This window comes from Achromobacter sp. 10T422 (assembly GCF_056394065.1).
Genome location: NZ_JBFTHD010000006.1, coordinates 484,094 through 502,045 on the forward strand (window position 1 = coordinate 484,094; position 17,952 = coordinate 502,045).

13 protein-coding genes are annotated in these 17,952 nt (G+C 63.4%); 5 read left to right on the forward strand and 8 right to left on the reverse strand.

Annotated features, from left to right (window positions below):
* Positions 1-30 precede the first annotated feature (30 nt).
* From uvrA to AC1DB0_RS18755, 4 genes are all read right to left on the reverse strand, one after another.
* A complete protein-coding gene (uvrA, locus tag AC1DB0_RS18740; RefSeq protein ID WP_476758455.1) occupies positions 31-2,559 on the reverse strand; it encodes an excinuclease ABC subunit UvrA in 2,529 nt (842 codons plus the stop codon).
* A 52-nt stretch (positions 2,560-2,611) separates the two neighbouring features.
* Positions 2,612-4,156, reverse strand: coding sequence for a hypothetical protein (locus tag AC1DB0_RS18745; protein WP_175170162.1), 1,545 nt, complete (start codon positions 4,154-4,156; stop codon positions 2,612-2,614).
* Positions 4,157-4,248: 92 nt separating this feature from the next.
* Positions 4,249-5,055, reverse strand: a complete 807-nt coding sequence (locus tag AC1DB0_RS18750) for an alpha/beta fold hydrolase (protein ID WP_476758456.1) — start codon at positions 5,053-5,055, stop codon at positions 4,249-4,251.
* Positions 5,056-5,147: 92 nt separating this feature from the next.
* Complete coding sequence (locus tag AC1DB0_RS18755) at positions 5,148-7,007, reverse strand: methyl-accepting chemotaxis protein (protein ID WP_054422813.1); 1,860 nt, start codon at positions 7,005-7,007, stop codon at positions 5,148-5,150.
* Positions 7,008-7,240: 233 nt separating this feature from the next.
* Between AC1DB0_RS18755 and AC1DB0_RS18760 the strand changes: the two genes are divergently transcribed.
* The 3 genes from AC1DB0_RS18760 to AC1DB0_RS18770 all read left to right on the forward strand — a co-directional run bounded on the left by AC1DB0_RS18760 (position 7,241) and on the right by AC1DB0_RS18770 (position 11,703).
* Positions 7,241-7,924 carry a LuxR C-terminal-related transcriptional regulator gene (locus AC1DB0_RS18760; protein WP_054422817.1) on the forward strand — a complete coding sequence of 228 codons (684 nt, stop codon included), beginning with the start codon at positions 7,241-7,243 and terminating at the stop codon, positions 7,922-7,924.
* A gap of 167 nt (positions 7,925-8,091) precedes the next feature.
* On the forward strand, positions 8,092-9,879 hold the full coding sequence (locus AC1DB0_RS18765) for a sensor histidine kinase (protein ID WP_342067732.1): 1,788 nt from the start codon (positions 8,092-8,094) through the stop codon (positions 9,877-9,879).
* An 18-nt stretch (positions 9,880-9,897) separates the two neighbouring features.
* A complete protein-coding gene (locus AC1DB0_RS18770; protein ID WP_476758457.1) occupies positions 9,898-11,703 on the forward strand; it encodes an ATP-binding response regulator in 1,806 nt (601 codons plus the stop codon).
* A 49-nt stretch (positions 11,704-11,752) separates the two neighbouring features.
* Here the strand turns inward: AC1DB0_RS18770 and AC1DB0_RS18775 are convergent, their stop codons facing one another.
* Positions 11,753-12,781, reverse strand: coding sequence for a hypothetical protein (locus AC1DB0_RS18775; RefSeq protein WP_476758458.1), 1,029 nt, complete (start codon positions 12,779-12,781; stop codon positions 11,753-11,755).
* A gap of 109 nt (positions 12,782-12,890) precedes the next feature.
* Here AC1DB0_RS18775 and AC1DB0_RS18780 point away from each other — a divergent pair, with 109 nt between their 5' ends.
* The gene (locus tag AC1DB0_RS18780; RefSeq protein WP_245636314.1) at positions 12,891-13,430 is read left to right on the forward strand and encodes a hypothetical protein; all 540 of its coding nucleotides are present in this window, start codon (positions 12,891-12,893) and stop codon (positions 13,428-13,430) included.
* Positions 13,420-14,067: a hypothetical protein gene (locus AC1DB0_RS18785; protein WP_254600581.1), complete on the forward strand. Its 648-nt coding sequence runs from the start codon at positions 13,420-13,422 to the stop codon at positions 14,065-14,067. The genes AC1DB0_RS18780 and AC1DB0_RS18785 overlap by 11 nt, the downstream gene beginning before the upstream one ends.
* A gap of 204 nt (positions 14,068-14,271) precedes the next feature.
* On the opposite strand, the gene AC1DB0_RS18790 is transcribed toward AC1DB0_RS18785, so the two are convergent.
* The 3 genes from AC1DB0_RS18790 to AC1DB0_RS18800 all read right to left on the reverse strand — a co-directional run bounded on the left by AC1DB0_RS18790 (position 14,272) and on the right by AC1DB0_RS18800 (position 17,885).
* Positions 14,272-15,603 (reverse strand): AAA family ATPase, encoded by a 1,332-nt coding sequence (locus AC1DB0_RS18790; protein ID WP_476758460.1) that lies wholly within the window; start codon positions 15,601-15,603, stop codon positions 14,272-14,274.
* Between the two features lie 3 nt (positions 15,604-15,606).
* The gene (locus AC1DB0_RS18795; RefSeq protein WP_476758461.1) at positions 15,607-16,575 is read right to left on the reverse strand and encodes a reverse transcriptase family protein; all 969 of its coding nucleotides are present in this window, start codon (positions 16,573-16,575) and stop codon (positions 15,607-15,609) included.
* Positions 16,576-16,880: 305 nt separating this feature from the next.
* Complete coding sequence (locus AC1DB0_RS18800; RefSeq protein WP_454669711.1) at positions 16,881-17,885, reverse strand: Dyp-type peroxidase; 1,005 nt, start codon at positions 17,883-17,885, stop codon at positions 16,881-16,883.
* Between the last annotated feature and the right edge of the window lie 67 nt (positions 17,886-17,952).

A 17,952-nucleotide genomic window follows, 5' to 3' on the forward strand; every position in this document is an offset into this window, starting at 1 on the left:
TTGGCAAGGATACGGCTAAAGAAAAACGCGTCAACCGCCCCCCAGAATCCGCTTCAAAAACGGCGCCGTCACGCCCTTGCCTTGACGGCTGACGGACTCGGGGGGTCCTTCGGCGACGATGTGTCCGCCCTCTTCGCCTGCGCCAGGGCCGACGTCGATCATCCAGTCGCTGCCGGCGACCACGCGCAGGTCGTGTTCGACGACGACGACGGTGTTGCCGGCGTCGACCAGGCCGTGCAGTTGCGCCATCAGCTTATCCACATCCGCCGCGTGCAGGCCGGTGGTGGGTTCGTCCAGGACGTACAGCGTGTTGCCACGCTGGCTGCGTTGCAGCTCGGTCGCCAGCTTGATGCGCTGCGCTTCGCCGCCAGACAATTCGGTGGCGGGCTGACCCAGGCGCAGATAGCCCAGGCCGATCTCGTGCAGCAGCGTCAGCGGACGGTGCACCACGGGTTCTTCTTTGAAGAAGGCCAGCGCCTCGTCGACCGTCATCGCCAGCACTTGCGCGATGTTGCGGCCGTTCCATTCGATCTCAAGCGTCTTGGCGTTGTAGCGGCTGCCGTGGCACGTTGGGCATGGCGCGTAGACACTCGGCATGAACAGCAGTTCGACGTGGACGAAGCCTTCGCCCTCGCAGGTTTCGCAGCGGCCTTGCGTCACGTTGAACGAGAAGCGGCCGGCGCTGTAGCGGCGCGACTTGGCTTTCTTCGTCTCGGCGAACAGTTTGCGGACGTGGTCGAACAGGCCCGTGTAGGTCGCCAGATTCGAACGCGGCGTGCGGCCGATGGGCTTCTGATCCACGTTCACCAGCCGCTTGATCGCGTCAACGCCCGCGTCGATCCGGCCCGTCGTGCGCGCCACGCTGCCCGGTTGCGGCATGTCGCCTTCGGCGTCTTCGGCCACCGGTTCGTGGCCCAGATGTTCACCCACCAGTTCCACCAGCGCCTGGCTGACCAAGCTGGATTTGCCCGAGCCCGACACCCCCGTCACCGCCGTGAAAGCGCCCAACGGAAAACGCGCGTCGATGCCATGCAGGTTGTTGCGATGGATGCCACGCAACGACAGCCATCCTGCGGGTTCGCGCGGCGTCTTGCGCACAGGAGCCGGCGCGCCAAACAGATAGCGCGCCGTGAGCGACGCGCCCACCTTGCGCAGGCCATCAGGTGGGCCGCTGTACAGCACTTGACCGCCGTGCTGGCCCGCGCCGGGGCCCACGTCCACCAGCCAGTCCGCGCGGCGCAGCGTCTCCAGGTCGTGTTCGACGACAAAGAGCGTATTGCCCGCGGCCTTCAATTGATCCAGCGCGCGATGCAAGGCCTGCCCATCGGCAGGATGCAAGCCGGCCGAGGGTTCATCCAGCACATACACCACGCCAAACAGATTCGAGCGGATCTGCGTAGCCAGCCGCAAGCGTTGCAGTTCGCCCGGCGACAAGGTGGGCGTGGACCTGTCCATCGCCAGATAGCCCAGACCCAGCGCCTGCAAGGTGCCGATGCGCTCAACCAGATCTTGCGACAGCCGTTGCGCGGCGATGCGCTTTTCTGGCGACATATCCGGCTGATCGACGCTGCCTTGGGCGGCCGGCGTCAGGGCCTCTGCGATGCGGGTAAGCGGCAGTTGCGTCAGCGTGCCGATGTCCATGCCAGCGAAGGTCACCGACAAGGCCTCGCGTTTCAAGCGCCGCCCGCCACACACGGGGCAAGGCGTGCCCGTCAGAAAACGCGCCACGCGCTTTTTCATCATGGCGCTTTGCGTCGTCGCGAAGGTGTGCATCACATACCGGCGCGCACCTGTGTAGGTGCCCATGTAGCTGGGTTCCTGCTTGGCGCGCACGGCCGCGCGGGTCTCGGCGGGCGTGAAGCCGGCATAGACAGGCGCCGTCGGCTGCTCGTCGGTGTACAGAATCCAGTCGCGGTCTTTCTTGGGCAGGTCGCGCCACGGCTTGTCCACGTCGTAGCCCAGCGTGACCAGGATGTCGCGCAGGTTCTGTCCGTGCCAGGCGGGCGGCCAGGACGCAATGGCGCGCTCGCGGATGGTCAGCGACGGGTCGGGCACCATGGATTGCTCGGTCACGTCATACACATGGCCCAAGCCGTGGCAATTCGGGCAGGCGCCCTGCGGCGTGTTGGGCGAGAAGTCTTCCGCGTACAGCATGGGCTGGCGCGCCGGGTAGGTGCCGGCGCGGGAATACAGCATGCGCAACATGCTGGACAGCGTCGTGATGCTGCCCACCGTCGACCGCACATTCGGCGTGCCGCGCTGCTGCTGCAAGGCCACGGCGGGCGGCAAGCCCTCGATGGCGTCAACGTCTGGCACACCCACCTGATCGATCAGGCGGCGAGCATACGGGGACAGGGACTCCAGGTAGCGCCGTTGCGCTTCGGCGTACAGCGTGCCGAACGCCAACGACGATTTGCCCGACCCGGATACCCCAGAGAACACGACGAGCGCGTCTCTCGGGATATCCACATCGACGTTCTTCAGGTTGTGTTCACGCGCGCCCCGAACGCGAATACAAGCGTCGGCGCGCAGTTTGGCGGAGTTCTTTCGCTGGCTCATGGAGCCATGATAATGGACGCGCCAGGGGCCGCTTTATGGCCGATTGCCGGCCTTACCCCTGCCTCAGCGCCGCCACCGACTCCGCCAGGTCCAGATACCGGCGGCGCATCAGGGCATCGACCTGGTCGCGCGGGTCGCGGCTGTTCTTGTCAGGTTCGTCCAGATTCGCCGCTTTGAACAGCGGCAACAAATCACGCGTGAACGAATCCACCGTTGGGTTAACGGTGTGGTCCACCAGCTCGCCTTGCACATACTTCGACACTTGCATGGACAGGTTGCGCGTCTGGCTCAACGTTGCCGACGCCAGCACGCCACGCTCAAAGCGAAGGTCCGTCTGACTGCGGGTAGTGTCATCGATCTGATAGTAAAGATAGTTCTGTGAAGACTTGTCCGTCGTTAGCGCCAACTTCACATCGGGTGTCAATGATCGATGAAAACTGGCCTTCAGCGATGACTGCTGATCCTGCGACACGACCTGATTCCAACGGGCCTGGCCCGCGACACGGCTATTCTGCGATACCTGGAACGAGAATCCGTCGACCTCTTCGCGGCGCCCCGGATTGATCGCTTGCGTGACCTGCTTGATGGACGCCGAAAAGTCCGCCAGCCCGGACAACAGGCTGCGATGCGCATCCGACGACGGCACGCGAACGACAGTGCCCTCCGGTTGCGAACGCTGCGCCTGCGCCGCGCCGTAGCTGCTGTGCACGGTGGCAAACGCGTCCTTGAACAACGACATCAACGCGGCGTCGCCGTCGCCACGGCTGCGGGCGGCGTCGAATTGCTGCAGATATTTGTTGACCGCCGCCGCCTGTTGTTCCGCCGTGCCGAAGGTGGCGGCCTTGGTCAGGTCTGCGCTGACCTTGATGTCTCCGTCTGGCCCCGACACCATCAGCGACCGTTGCGTGCTGTCAGCCAGAAATTCAATGGTCTGCACCGCCAAGCCGTTGGCTTGCGTGGTCGCGCGCAGATTGACCGACGACAGCAAGGACGTATCCATGTCCGCCAGACCCGCCAGCGCCAGACGGGGAGGCACCAGGGCCAAGCCGTCCAGCGCGTCCTGGAACGCGCCGGACAAATCCGCGATCGCATTGCGCTCATCTTCGGTCAGCGCGCCTTCGGTCACGTCGATCTGCACCGCCATGCCTTCGGCTCCGCTCTTGAGCGTGATATCGACCTTGGCGCCGCTGGCCGTGGTCATTTGAAGCGACACAGTATTGGTTGCCTGCAACGACGCCGCCGAAGCCGTGCCCGATACGCCTTGCGCCTGCACGTCCTGGCGCGCCGGCGCCCATTGAGAATAGTTGCCGCCTTCAGTGCGAAACCGGCTCAGCAGCGCCACGCCCACACCCGAGAATGGGTTGCCGGCGCCGCGCGACGCCACATTCCTGGCCATCACCACCGAGACGGCGTCGTTGACCGCCCCCGTCTCCGTATACGTCGACGCGCTGGCGCCCGACGGGCTCTGGCCCAGCAACACCGAGGTAGATGCGGGCGCGATGCTCGGCACCTGAGGGGAGGCTGCGCGCGAAATGAGGGTGTCCGTACTGAGCGGGGTGACGCTCTGCACGCCTCCCAGTGAGCTGATGGTAGTCATGGCGGCGATGGAATCCTGGCGCTTGATGCAGTGCCCGGTTTAACGGCACGAAAGCCGAAAAGTTAAGGGGCGAGCGGGTTACGCCGATCCGATCAAACGCCGCGCTGATCCAAAAACGCGCCCACCGCCTCCAGCACAACGTCCTCGCGCTCGCGATGCGGCACGTGGCCGCATCCGGGCAACGGCAACATCGCCGACGAGCCGCCCGCCAGCGCCACCAGCTTTTCGGGATGGCGCATGGACCCGTACTCATCGTTTTCGCCATGGATGGCCAACAGCGGCACGGTCAGGCGCGGCAAGGTCGTGTCCAGATTCCAGCCGGCGAATTCCGCCGACAGCCAGGTCTGCACCCAGGCGTCCAGCACCCATTGCGCTTTCTCGCCGTGGTAACGCTTCAAGCGGTCCAGTTGGGCGGGGTCGCGGAACTGCTCGCCGGCCACGCGGATGCCTTGCAGCGTGCGGTCTTCGACGAATTCCTGGGCAGATTCCGTAATGACGCCGATGCAGCGGCCGGGATACGCTGCCGCAATGGATACCGACATGCCGCCGCCCACGCTATGGCCGAAGACGATAAAGCGGGTCAGCTTGAAATGGTCGACAAGCGCGGCGAAGGCGTCTTGCGCTTCGCGGGCGACAAAGTCCGGTAGCAGGCGGTGGGGGTTCGGGTCAGACTGGCCGAAGCCCAGCCGGTCATAGGCGATGACGGTGCGGCCGGTGGCCTGCGCCAGCTTGGCGGGAAAGTCGCGCCACAAGTCCACACTGCCCAGCGAGTCATGCAGCAGGATGATCGGGGCGCCCTCGCCTTGCGGCGAACCCGGCCAGCGCCGGGCGTGGACCCGGCCGTGGGCGGTCGGGATCAGCGTGTCTTCAGGCGCGCGAGCGGCGGGGTCGGCCATCATTCATCCTCTGTTCAGTCCATGGGCTTCGCAGATTCTGCTGCCTTCCGGGCCGGCAGGCAACTGCCGCCCGGATGACGCGATGGCCGCGCCGGTCAGTACGCCGAGGCGGTCTGCGGCAGGGCCAGCATTTTCTGGCCCGCCGCGTGCGTGTCGCCACGCAGCTTGAACAGGCCCACCGTGTCGGCCAGCACACGCGCCTGGTCGCTCAGCATGGCGGACGCCGCAGCAGATTCCTCCACCAGCGCCGCGTTCTGCTGCGTGGCCTGGTCCATGTCGGCCACGCTGCGGTCGATCTGGCTGATGCCCACGCTTTGCTCCGTCATCGCGCCGTGGATTTCGGTGACCAGGCGCTGCACGCGGGCGATGCCGTCCACGATCTCGCCCATGGTCGAACCCGCAGCCTGCACGCGTTCAGTACCGCTCTTGACGTTCTCGACCGACGCCTGGATCAGCGTGCGGATTTCCTGCGCGGACGCCGCGCTGCGTTGGGCCAGCGTGCGCACCTCGCCCGCCACCACCGCAAAGCCGCGGCCCTGCTCACCCGCGCGCGCGGCTTCCACCGCGGCGTTCAGCGCCAGGATGTTGGTCTGGAAGGCGATGCTGTCGATCACGCTGATGATTTCGGTGATGCGTTGCGACGACTGCGAAATGGCGCTCATCGTCGTCACGGCATCCGTCACCACCTTGCCGCCTCGTTCAGCAGCCGAGCTGGCTTCGGTGGCCAGACGCGTGGCGTGTTCGGCGGCTTCTTCGGTCTGGCGCACGCTGGAGGTCAGCTGCGTCAACGCAGATGACGTTTCCTGCAAGGAGCCTGCCGACGTTTCGGTACGCTGCGACAAGTCGCGGTTGCCCATGTCGATTTCGCTGGTAGCGGCCGACATCGAGTGCACGCCCGACCGCACTTCCAACATCACATGGCTGATTTTGTCGACAAACGCGTTGAACGACGCTGAGATCTGCGCCACTTCGTCATGGCCCACCACCTCCAGCCGGTGCGTCATGTCGCCGTCACCCGAGCCGATGGTGTCCATGGCGTCGCGCACGGCCGACAGGCGCTTGAAGGCGCGAGACGTCGCGACGCTAGAAATCGCCACAGCGGCCAGCGTCAGCACCACCAGCGAAATCAGCGTGGCGTTCAGCACTTGCGTGAGGCCGGCCGTGGCTTCAGCGCGGTCCAGCGCAATCACGAGCGACCAGTCGGTGCCGGGAATCTGGCGCGCCTTGATCAGTTTCGGCACGCCATCCAGCGCCACCGTGATCGGTTCCGCGCCGTCATGCGCCATGGCGGCAAGCGCGGCGGGCGTGAGCTCCGGGGCCACGTCGGTGGACGGCTTCAACGCCAGCTTGTCGTTCACATGCGAAATGACCTGCCCGTCGGTCGCCACCACAAACGCCAGGCTGGACGGCGTGGGACGAATGGCGCGGATGATGCTCTGGATGCCGTCCAGCGGCACGGCGCCGCTCAGCACGCCGGTCGTCTGGCCGCCACGAATCATCGGCGCGGTGAAGGCCACATAGAGCTTGCCCGAGGCGGAATCGCCATAGGGCTTGGTGACGGTGAGCTTGCCCGCGGCCACCGCGCTCTTGTACCAGGGGCGGGCCGTGGGGTCATAGTCGGCTGCGACCTGCGTGGTCGAGAAAAACGTCTTGTCAGACCAGCCGACGGTGGAAATCGGGAAGCCGTTGGTTTCGCCCATCAGCTTGGTGAAGCCGCGGGGGTCACCCTTTTCAATGGCGGCGGCGGTGGCGGAGACCGCTTGGGCCTTGTCCGCCGACCAGCGTTCGATCGCGCTGGCATTGCCGGCGGCGATGGCGTCCAGGTTGCCGGAAATCGTCGCCATCATATTGCTGCGCACGATCTGGTAGGTGGTTATCCCCGAAAGAACCAGCGCGCCCACCACGGTAAAGCACGAGATCAATAGAATTCGGTTGCGCAACGACGTAATTTTCATGCCTGCCTTCTTAACCTGCTTTCGTACAGCCCCCGCCCACGCCGAACGGCGCGGGTATCTGGTCCGCCCAGAAAACCGGCGGCCACGATGGACTTACGGCATACGCGGCGCGGACTTTAGGGGTAAACACCAATTCCGGGCGTCAAATACCCAGTTCAAGGGATATCCGGGCGCGCGCGCCGACGGCACAATTAGAATCGGTCAATCCTGGCCCTCTTTCCGCCTTATCTCCTATGTCCGCCTCTCCCCTTGCCTCCGAATTGACGCTGCCCGCTCCGGTGCTGCTGGTGGAGGACGAACCGCTGGTCTGCCGCCGGCTAGAAGGGCTGCTGCTGCAGCTGGGCTATCAGGCTGACGCCTTGATCTTCGCGGGTTCGCTGGCCGAAGCGCGCGCCTGCCTGGCCAGCCAGCCGGTCGCCTTGGCGCTGGTGGACCTGGGGCTGCCCGACGGCAGCGGCATCGAACTCATCGCCGACATGCACGCCGCCGACCCCGGCTTGGCCATCCTGGTCATTTCCGCCTGGTGCACCGAAGACGCCATCCTGGCCGCGCTGCGGGCCGGCGCCACGGGGTATGTGTTGAAGGAACGCGACGACATGGAGGTCTCGCTGTCGCTGCGCAGCGTGCTGCGCGGCGGTGCCCCTATCGACCCCTTCGTGGCCCGCCGCATCATCGACGAGTTGCGGCCCCGGCCCACGGAGCAGACTGGCACGGCAAGCGGTGAGATACTTAGCCCCCGCGAAAGCCAGATTCTTCGTCTGGTGGCTGAAGGTCTGGCCAACCGCGAAATCGCCGAACAGCTGTTCCTGTCGCGCTACACCGTCGAATGCCACATCAAGCACATCTACCGCAAACTGGCTGTCTCCTCGCGCACGCGAGCGATCCACGCCGCGCGTACGCGTGGCTTGCTGGACTAAGCGCAACGGCGCGGTTTGCTGGACGATGCACTACTGCGTGGCTTGCTGGACTGAAATGGTGGCTGGCCTGCTGGCTGATGTTGTGCGTGGCACCGGCCTTTGCTTCCGCTTCAAGCCCCGCCTCAGCGCCCACACTTGATCCCACTTCCGCCGCCTGCACCGTTCAGGTGCTGTCGGTCTCGGCTGCAAAGCCCGCCCCCGATGGCGGCCGGCCGCCTTCCGCCGACTGGGTGCCGGTCACGTTACCGGACGACTGGAACCTGCGCTGGCCTGGCTATAGCGGATCGGTCTGGTATCGCATCGACTGGCAGCAGGCCTGCGCGGGCGGCCGCCCCGGCCCCGTCGGCCTGACGCTGAAATCGGTTGTGATGGCGGGTGAAGTCTTCGTGAACGATGACTTGATCTGGAGCGACCCTCAGCTGGTGGAACCGCTGACGCGCAGCTGGAACATGCCGCGTTACTGGCGCCTGCCAGACAGCATCGTGCGCGACGGCGTGAACACGTTGTGGGTGCGCGTGACGGGCCTTGCGCAGCAGACGCCCGGGCTGGGCCCGGTGTATCTGGGCGATGCACGCGCCATGCAGGCCATTCAGGAAGATTTGTGGTGGCGCAACCGTTCGCTGTTCATCCTGAACGTGATTGTTTCGAGCGTGTTGGGCGGGTTGTTCTTCTGCATCTGGGTGGTCCGGCGCGAACAGACGACGTATGGCTGGTACGCGCTGATGTCACTGTTCTGGGTGCTGTTCATCTGCAATGTGCTGTTGACCAGCCCCTGGCCCTTTCCGGACACGCTGTCGCTGGCGCGCGCCAACATCATGGCGCTGGTGATGTACGTGCCGTGTTTCTGCCTGTTTACCTGGCGCTTTGGCGAACAACGGTTGCCGCGCATCGAACGGGCGCTGTGGGTGCTGACCGCAGCACTGCTGGTCATGATGGTGGTCACGCCCGACGACGCGCTGCCCACCGCGCTAAGCGTAGGCGTGCTGGTGCCCGCCGCCATCTTCCTGATCAACTGCCTGCAATTTCCCGTGCATGCGTGGCGGACGCGCCGCCCCGAACACATCATGCTGGCCGCCTGCTTGCTGGTGTTTTTTGTGCTCTGCCTGCACGATCTGCTGCAGATGCTGAACCTGACCGCTCCGAGCCAGTCCTCCACGCCCTACTCCAGCGTCGTGGTCACGCTGTGCATGTCGGCCATCCTGGGCTTGCGTCACGCGCGCAACGTGCGGCAAATCGAACGCTTCAACCAGGAGCTGGCCGACGCCATCTTCCAGGCGCGCCATGAACTGGCCACCACGCTGGAACGCGAACACACGCTGGCCATGGCCAACACGCGCCTGCACGAACGGCTGCAAATTGCGCACGATCTGCATGACGGGCTGGGCGGCTCGCTGGTGCGCATGATGGCCATGGTGGAGCAGGCCGACCGGCCGTTGCAAGGCCAACAATTCCTGTCCATGTTGAAGCTGCTGCGCGATGACTTGCGCCAGACCATCGACAGCGGTTCCAGCGCAGGCGTCAAGGTGCCGGCGACGCCACAGGAATGGGCCGCGCCCCTGCGCCACCGTTTCGTGCAGCTGTTCGACGAGCTCGACCTGGATTCCCGCTGGCAATTCCCGCCGCAATGGCGCACGCCCCCGAATCCGCTGCAATGCCTGGCGTTGACGCGCCTGGTGGAAGAAGCGCTGACCAACGTCGTCAAGCACAGCCGCGCCCGCCGCGTGGCGCTGCACCTGCATCAACCCGAACCCGACCGTCTGGAACTGCGCATTGAAGACGATGGCGCGGGCTTCGATGTGGCGGCGGTGCGGCAGGCGGGCGTCAGCGTGGGCATGCGCAGCATGCACGCCCGCATCGCTCGCGTACACGGCACGCTGGACATCGTGTCGGCGCCGGGCCGGACGGTACTGACCGCCGTATTGCAACTGCGTCCCGCCGCAGCGCAATCGGCCTGAACGGAGCCCCATAGACCTGTGCAGACCGACCTCGGCTCGTCTTCTTCCGCGCCCCCGCCCGCCTCAACCTACGGCGCCCGCATCTTGCAGGTGCAGATTGATGCGCTGCGCCGAAGCTTTCCCTTTGCGCTGGCGGGCTCGCTGATCACCGCCTGCTTTTCGGCCTATGCGCTGCACGACGTATTGCCCTTGCACGAAGTGCTGTGGTGGATCGGCGCCACGCTGGCCGTCGGCATCCTGCGCACGGCGGCTGTAATCGCCTACGACCGCCACCGCACCGACCCCACGGCCGCAGCGCGCTGGGTGCGGCGCATGCTGATCGGCAACCTGTGCTCGGGCATCCTCTGGGGCCTGCCGTTTGCGTACTGGACCTTCTTCGTCCCGCTGGAATATCAGCTGTTCTTCATCGTGCTGTTGTTTGGCCTGGGCACGGGCGCCATCTATTCGAACTACATGCTGCTGCCGGTCATGTACGCATTCGAGATCCCCGCCTTTGCGCCCATGTTCATTGCGCTGGCGGTGCAACCGTCGGCCATCCACCTGGCGTTGGTGACGAGCGGGCTGGCGTATCTGGTCGCCACGCTGGCCTTCATCCACCGCATGAATCGCACGCACCTGGACGCGTTGCGGCTGGGCTACGAAAACCTGGCGCTGCTGGATCAGGTGCGGCAAGAAAAGACCGCGGCCGAACGCAGCGACCTGGAAAAATCCCGCTTCCTGGCCGCCGCCAGCCACGATCTGCGCCAGCCCGTGCACGCCGTCAATCTGTTTCTGGGCCTGCTGACGAGCGAGCCGCTGTCGCGCCACGGCCGCTATCTGGTGGACAACATCGCCAGCGCAATTTCCGCGATGGGCCATCTGTTTGACGCGCTGTTGAACCTGTCGCGGCTGGACGCAGGGGTGATTGAAGCGCGCCGGGAAGCATTTCCGTTGAACCCGCTGCTGGATCAGCTGCGCGCGGAATATGCGCCGCAAGCCCGCGAAAAAGGCATGTCGCTGCGGGTGCGCGGCAGCGCGGCCTATGTGTGGTCAGACCCAGTGCTGCTGGAACGCGTGCTGCGCAACCTGATCAGCAACGCCATCACGCATGCGTCCGGCAGCCGCGTGCTGGTCGGCTGCCGCCGCGTGGCCGGCCAGTTGCGGCTGGAGGTGTGGGACAACGGCAAAGGCATCCCCAACGCGGAACGTGAACGCGTGTTCTGGGAATTCCATCAGCTGGGTAACCCCGAGCGCGACCGCAGCAAGGGCCTGGGGCTGGGGCTGGCCATCGTGCGCCGCACCGCGCGGCTGCTGGGCCATGCGCTGGCGATGCGCTCTGAAGACGGCCGGGGCACCGTGTTCACGGTGACTGTGCCGCTTGCCAACGCCGATCAGGCCGGCGTGCCGGACGCGGCCGCATTGCCCGCCCACCCGCACGTGAAAGGCGACGGCGCCAGCCTGCACGGCCATCTGGCGCTGCTGGTGGACGACGATGCGCAGAACCTTGCCGGTTTGACGATGTTGTTCGAAAGCTGGGGCTGCCGCGTCATTGCCGCCACCAGCGGCAACGCCTTGTTCGATAGCGTGCTGCCGCTGGCCGAACGCCCGGCGCTGATCGTCAGCGACTACCGCTTGCGCGACCACGAAACCGGCATCCACGTCATCGAACGGCTGCGCGAGGAATACAACGACCCGGAGCTGCCTGCGCTGCTGGTCAGCGGCGACACCGACCCGGCGCGCCTTGCCGAAGCCGCCGCGCGCGGCATTCCGCTGCTGCACAAGCCGGTGTCCGTGCCGGCATTGCGTGAGCGCGTGGCCAGCCTGTTGCAGGCCGCACGCACGTAATGGAGGTGTGCAAAGAAGGGGGGTGCAAAGAAGGGGCGCGCCGAGCGGATCACCTGTCTAGCGGCCCTTGACTGGCCCGATCCGCTGGCGCACGCAGCGCCACGCGCAAACACCCGTAGGCGATGGACGCCAACAACAGCACGCCGAAGATTTCGATGGCCACGTTGACGGAATACCAGACGGGTTCTTCCGCCACGCGCGCGACGTTCGTACTATGCGAAAAGCGGCTGCCACTGGTGACCAGGCGCCCGCTGAACAAGCCGCTTAACACCGCAAGCACGTTGTTGACCGCCACCAGGCCGAAGAACACGCCGACCAGACCCAGCGTGACACGCAGCGGCATCGAGATCGGCGGCGGCTCGGACGCCAATGCGGATTCGGCCGATGGCGGCAACGCCTGGTGCTTCGTGGTCTGCGTGCGGGATTTTCCGGCAACCATTCCGGGGGATTTTCCGCGCGGCTTCTGCTTTTGCATCAGCTGTTGCCACGCCGCCGGGTCCGCGACCGCCTCCGGCCAGGGCTTGCCGAAATAGTCCGACAGCGCGGCAAGATAATCATCGGCCCGCTTCGACCCGGGCTTGAGCAGCCCCGATTGAAAGCTAAGCGGGTGCGGCTCGCCGTGCTGATCCACCAGCACTGGCTCAAGATGAACCTGCTCGCCAGCCTTGCCCCGCCGCAAGAACAAGCCGCGCACGCCTTCCAGCGAAAACGTATCGGCAACGCGCCGGCGCAGGCCAAAGACATTTCGGGTGATCCGCCAGCCGCGTTGGTCCGGCTGCGACAGCAACAACGATTCACGCACCGGCCACAACCACAGGCCCGCAGGCCCCGCAATGCTCAGCATGGCCAGACCCAGCATCGCAATGGCTTGCGCCAGGGCGGGCTTGCCATTCAGATTGGCAAAGGGATGGCTGCCCGCCAACAGGTCAGCGGCAAAACCCGCCGGTATGCCCATCAGCGTCACACAGACGATGACCAGCAGCGCGATCATGGGCCGTTGCCGCAGGTGCACGCGCATCACACCCGGGGCGGGCGCATCGATTCGATAAGAGATCAGCGTGTCGGTCATCGAAGACAAAGCCGGTTCGGCGCAAACGGAAACCCTGTTTTTACACTAGTTCAGGTGACCTGATTTTGGCGCTGCACGCATTACACTCAAGCTCTTTTCCTACAGACAGGCCGCCCCTTTGCGCGCATCCGCTGACATCATCGAAGGCCCCATCGACAAGCTGCGCGTGGCGGTGCCCGCCATTCGCGGCAATGTTCACTTGCGCGTGAACGGTGTGCCCGTGTTTGGCGTCATCCAGGAAGCGCCCGTGGTCCATACGCTGCGCCGGGTGCACGAAACAGGCCGGCCGGCGTTTGTTGGCGTCATTCAGGATGAACATGGCAAGCGCCATTTCAGCTGGCTGATCACGCCGCAAGGCCCTGGCGTGCCGCCGCGTTATTACCGCGACGAGTGGCGCCGTGGCGGCCGTCAGATCGGTATCGGGGCGCTTGTCACCGCGGTTGCGCTGGCAAGCGCGTGGCTGCTGGGCGTGTCTTCGTTTCCGCGCACCTTGCTGATGACGCTGGCGCTGGCGGTGGCGCTGGTCGCGCTGCTGTTGTCGGGCCTGACCGCCTATGGCCTGTGGAGCGCCCTGCGCCATCGCCGCGCCATTTTGCAAAGCGAAGCGCAATACCGTCAATGCGCGCAGACCTATTCGCCAGGAAGCCATGTCCGCTGACCTGCCGTCCATCCAACGCATCAGCGGCACGCTGCATGCCTTGACGCACGAGGCGCACGTCGGCGCCAACAAACGGCCCAGCTACGGCATCTACCGCTTTTTGATCGGGCATCAGCCCTATGTGATGTACGCGGGCGAGAACTTTGGCAATGCGTTGCCTTTTCTGGCCGAAGGCGACCAGGTCGACATCGCCGCACACGACGCGCCGCTTGCCAGCGACGATCCGCACCGGCTCGTCTATGCGATGCGCAATCTGGAAGACGACCGGGTCTATGTCAGCCACCGTGTCTTCCGATTCATGCATACCGACATCGGACCGGTGGGCGTGGGGCCGGGCCAGCGCACGCCGATGCTGAAACTGATCGGCTGGCTGCTGCTGATTACGTGGCTGATCTTCGTGGGCATCGTCTACACCACAGGCACGCCGCAGACGCTGGCGGAACTGCCCGAACTGGCCACCGTCATTGGCGGCGGCATGCTGATCGTGTGGCTCGTCTTCGCCCTGCCCTTGCTGTTCCTGGACACGCGCTGGCGGCTGGGCAAGCCCACGCGGCGCCAGCGCATCCTGGACCGCGTGTACGCCACCTTGAACCTGGGCACGCCGTTCGCGCCCACTGCGCGCATCGAAGAACTGTAGACGTTCAGAAGTCGAACAGCGCTGGCAACGGCAGCGTCGGCATATTGGCGGCGTTGAACGCCACTGCCAGGAAGATCAACGCTTTCAGCGCGCGCCGCAATACAGAGTCTCGATGAGGAGGTGGAGGGCTTTGTCAAATGGCCCCCGGCCCTTCCTCCCCACCGCTGAGGACACTCTATTGCGGGAAGCCGAACCCTTCTTGGATCACCCCTCCGGCCGGCACAGGAACGCCTGCAATGTCTTTGAAAAGTCGAGCATGGCTGCATCATGACGGTCACACAGCAATGCGAATATTTCCTCAGACGAAAGGATCTTTTCGCGAATGACATATTTGTACAGCGCTTTTGGCCCTTGCATTTTCACCGCGACACTTGGCAGGCAAGCGAATCTCTCATGCTCTGTCCAAAGCGCCTTCTCCACGCTCTCCAAGGGGATGCAGTACACATTTTTCGATTGAGAGAACTTGGTTGAGTGCTGGTCTCCGTCCAGAATGGAAATCACATCCTGTGACGGCCCAAGAAATTCCTCTTGCTCGTTTCGGATCATGAGGTCCACGACCTGATAAGCACCACCGACATCGATCAGGTGATAGCTATAAAACGAAGGCGGACAATACCTGCGAATCAGATATTCCAGGAACGCTTTCAAGACAGGGTCTTCCGTCAGGATGTATCGATCACGTCCCGAGAAGCCGAACATCAGGCTCTTCACATAGCTGAAAGACGTCTTCGAAAAAGTAACCTCGTGGGCCGCCCGATCCATATACAGCAACTCATCGCTTCCCAGCGTTTGCATCATCGCAAGCGAATGGCTGGTGACCACAATATTCACACCGTGCTGTGCGCACAGCTCTCGAAGCTCTGCGGCAAGTCTCGCCTGCGCCCGGGCATCCAGGGAAATGTCGATCTCATCCACTACAAGAAGCCGCGCGCCCTTCCTTACCTTGCGAAAAAGGCTGATCAGGAAGTACTCCCCGGAACTGAAATAGTCCTCCCGCAAATAGCGCCCATCGGGCAAGAGCACACAACAGCAGGACCCGCCCCGCAATTCGATTTCAACGAACGCATCAAAGCGCCGTTCGCCGTAGATCCTCGTCAGAAATGCGATAAGTTCCACGGGGACTCGATAGTCTCCCAAAATTATCGCTCTTCGGATCTCATGGTCCGACTCACTGAGTGTGCGAAAGAAATTGAAGCGGTGCCCGTAGGGCATTGGCAACTCTACTAAAACCTGGGCCTTCAGCGCAGCCGGCACGGGTACCCTGGTGTTCAACATGCGCAGGCTTTCATCGTAGGTAAACAGAAACTCCTGTTCACCAAAGCGATAGAGCACCCTACTATCGCGTTGCACGATGCCTTCAGGGGCCGTCCTGGCGAGCGTGTCCGACAGCGTGAAATTGAGGATCGATTTGACTAAGGTGGTTTTTCCCGAACCGTTTTTCCCGACGATGCACAACAGTTGATTGCGTTCAAGGTCGATCTCAAATCGAAGCGCTTTAATTGGGCGAACTTCCACCATCTCCACGACGAACTGCATGACTCAGCCAAAGGATCGGTGTAGAAACAAATCGACGACGGCTGCGCCAAATTTCTTGCGCAGCTTTTGCAGGTAAGCTCGGTCCACGGTGTTCACATAATTCAGCAATCCCGCCAGCCGGGCCTCTGCCTTTTGCGCATCGCCTTCGACTCTATCCGCAAACTTACGTCTGTCTCGAATGTAGAAATGGATGAGCACTTCGATCTCGGATTTGACGCTGGCGTCGACGGAAACAGTTCCGTTCGGCAGCAGCACCATGCCCAATATTCGGATCTTTCCTCCGGTATGCAGTAGCTTGGATTTGGCAGGATTCAGCGCTATATCCCCTGCCATGTGCTCGGCGAAACAGGTCGCAAGCACACCTTCCACGCCACGTAACCGCTCTGCGTCTACCGCCGACACCACGATATCGTCTGAATAGCGCGTGTAGATAAGATCATGGGCGACACAATGCCGCTGGATGGCATCATCCAAAGGCAATAGCGCTGAATTGCTAATGGAGGGTGAAGTGGAGAACCCTAGTGGCAGCGCATCTTCAACGCTTACAAGATCGAGGACTCGATCAACCCATTGATCAATGTCCAAAATCGGAGTTGAATTCCCGCCTGCGACGATCGTCCTTCGAATCCGATCTCGACTGATGCTGGGAAAGAAATCCGCGATATCGCAGACGAAAAAGTGCTTGCTTCCAGCATGCTTAATGACGGCATCGTAGGCGCTGACACCTTTACGATAAGAGAAGACAACGTCGCGCCTGACAGGAAGAAAGTCGAACAGAAAAAGACGCAAAAACTCGTGATACGCGCGCAATTTCTCGTTGGGATTCAGGACTACCCTCGTTTTGCCCTGCTTGCGAAACTCATGCCGAACATAGTTCGGCTCAACCTGACAACTGGCGAAATCCGAAAAATCCCGTTTGCCATGGTGCATGGCGTCGAACAGAGCTTCAAGAGACTGCTTTATCGTATGCATCGTCTTTCCGGATGGACCACGCGCTGTACACCAGCCCCGCAGCGGGGGTACACTTTCCCGCATGCTAGCTGACTAGGAGCAGCTCCAGTCGCAAAGGCTAGCCTCTAGGCCGTCTGATCTACCTGTGTGGAGGCTGCGTATGAATACGGGCCTCCGCACAGGGCGTAGAAGTTGGGCGGCAAGACATCCTGATTAAATGCCCCGCTTGGCACAACCTCCGTATTCAAGCACATACCGGGGTGGCCAAAAGCCAATATCAGACGAATCGCCGCCCATTTGCGCGGCGAACGCAAGCCGATGAAATTTCAAGCCGTCCTCACGGACTGAGCCACGTGCTCGGTGGCCGCCGTCAACTGGCTTTGCCCTACCTCGCGCCCCGCCAGTTCTTCCAGCAGATCCGCCGACGGCACAAAAAACAGGCTGCCCGTCACCGCGCGGCTGTAGTCCAGCAAGCGGTCGTAGTTGCCGGCGGGGCGGCCCACGAACATGTTTTCAAGCATCTGTTCGATCGGGGCGGGGTTGCGCGCGTAGCCGATGAAGTACGTACCGAATTCGCCCATGCCCGCGCGGCCAAAGGGCATGTTGTCCCGCAGGATCTTCACTTCTTCGCCGTTCTCTTCCAGCGTGGTCAGCGCGCTGTGCGACGACGCGGGTTTGATGTCGTCGTCCAGTTCCACGTTCGACAGCTTGTGGCGGCCGATGATGCCTTCCTGGCTTTCGACGCTAAGCGAATTCCAGCCCGCCATATCGTGCAAGTACTTCTGCACCAGCACGTAGCTGCCGCCGGTAAAGCCGGGGTCTTCGTCGCCGATCATCGTGAAGTGCACGGCCTCTCGCCCTTCGGGGTTCTCGGTGCCATCCACAAAACCGATGATGGCGCGGCGGTCAAAGTAGCGAAAGCCATGCGTCTCGTCGACGACAGTCACCGCATCGCCCAGGCCATTCATCAGCAAGGTGGCCAGTTCAAAGCACATGTCCATGGATTCGGCGCGAATGTGCAGCAGGATGTCGCCCGGGGTGGACACCGCCTGGCGCGTGCCTTCGCCGAACACCCGGAACGGGTGCAGCGCGGCGGGCCGCGGCTGCCCGAACAGCGTGTCCCATGCCTGGGAGCCGAATGCGCAAATACAGGACAGGTTTTCCGACGGCGAACGCGTGCTGACCGTGCGGGTCAGCGTGGCGACGTCTTCACACCACGCGCGCACCGTGGCGGCCGCGTCGGCGCCCGGGTTGAGCGTGGCGACGAGAAAGATCGCGTGGCGCGTGTTGGGGCTGTGGACGGCTTGGGGTTCAGGCGGGAAGTCGGACATGGGGTCTAAGGCTCAAGACGTGTTGACGGATGACAGGCGGAAATTGTATCCGCCTGCCCGTGTTTGC

What these genes read in the sequence shown, in the direction of transcription:
- AC1DB0_RS18760 (WP_054422817.1), top strand. Translation starts at nt 7,241, where the DNA reads ATGTCCGCCTCTCCCCTTGCCTCCGAATTGACGCTGCCCGCTCCGGTG.
- AC1DB0_RS18795 (WP_476758461.1), bottom strand. Translation starts at nt 16,575, where the DNA reads ATGCATACGATAAAGCAGTCTCTTGAAGCTCTGTTCGACGCCATGCAC.
- AC1DB0_RS18790 (WP_476758460.1), bottom strand. Translation starts at nt 15,603, where the DNA reads ATGCAGTTCGTCGTGGAGATGGTGGAAGTTCGCCCAATTAAAGCGCTT.
- uvrA (WP_476758455.1), bottom strand. Translation starts at nt 2,559, where the DNA reads ATGAGCCAGCGAAAGAACTCCGCCAAACTGCGCGCCGACGCTTGTATT.
- AC1DB0_RS18755 (WP_054422813.1), bottom strand. Translation starts at nt 7,007, where the DNA reads ATGAAAATTACGTCGTTGCGCAACCGAATTCTATTGATCTCGTGCTTT.
- AC1DB0_RS18750 (WP_476758456.1), bottom strand. Translation starts at nt 5,055, where the DNA reads ATGATGGCCGACCCCGCCGCTCGCGCGCCTGAAGACACGCTGATCCCG.
- AC1DB0_RS18785 (WP_254600581.1), top strand. Translation starts at nt 13,420, where the DNA reads ATGTCCGCTGACCTGCCGTCCATCCAACGCATCAGCGGCACGCTGCAT.
- AC1DB0_RS18800 (WP_454669711.1), bottom strand. Translation starts at nt 17,885, where the DNA reads ATGTCCGACTTCCCGCCTGAACCCCAAGCCGTCCACAGCCCCAACACG.
- AC1DB0_RS18745 (WP_175170162.1), bottom strand. Translation starts at nt 4,156, where the DNA reads ATGACTACCATCAGCTCACTGGGAGGCGTGCAGAGCGTCACCCCGCTC.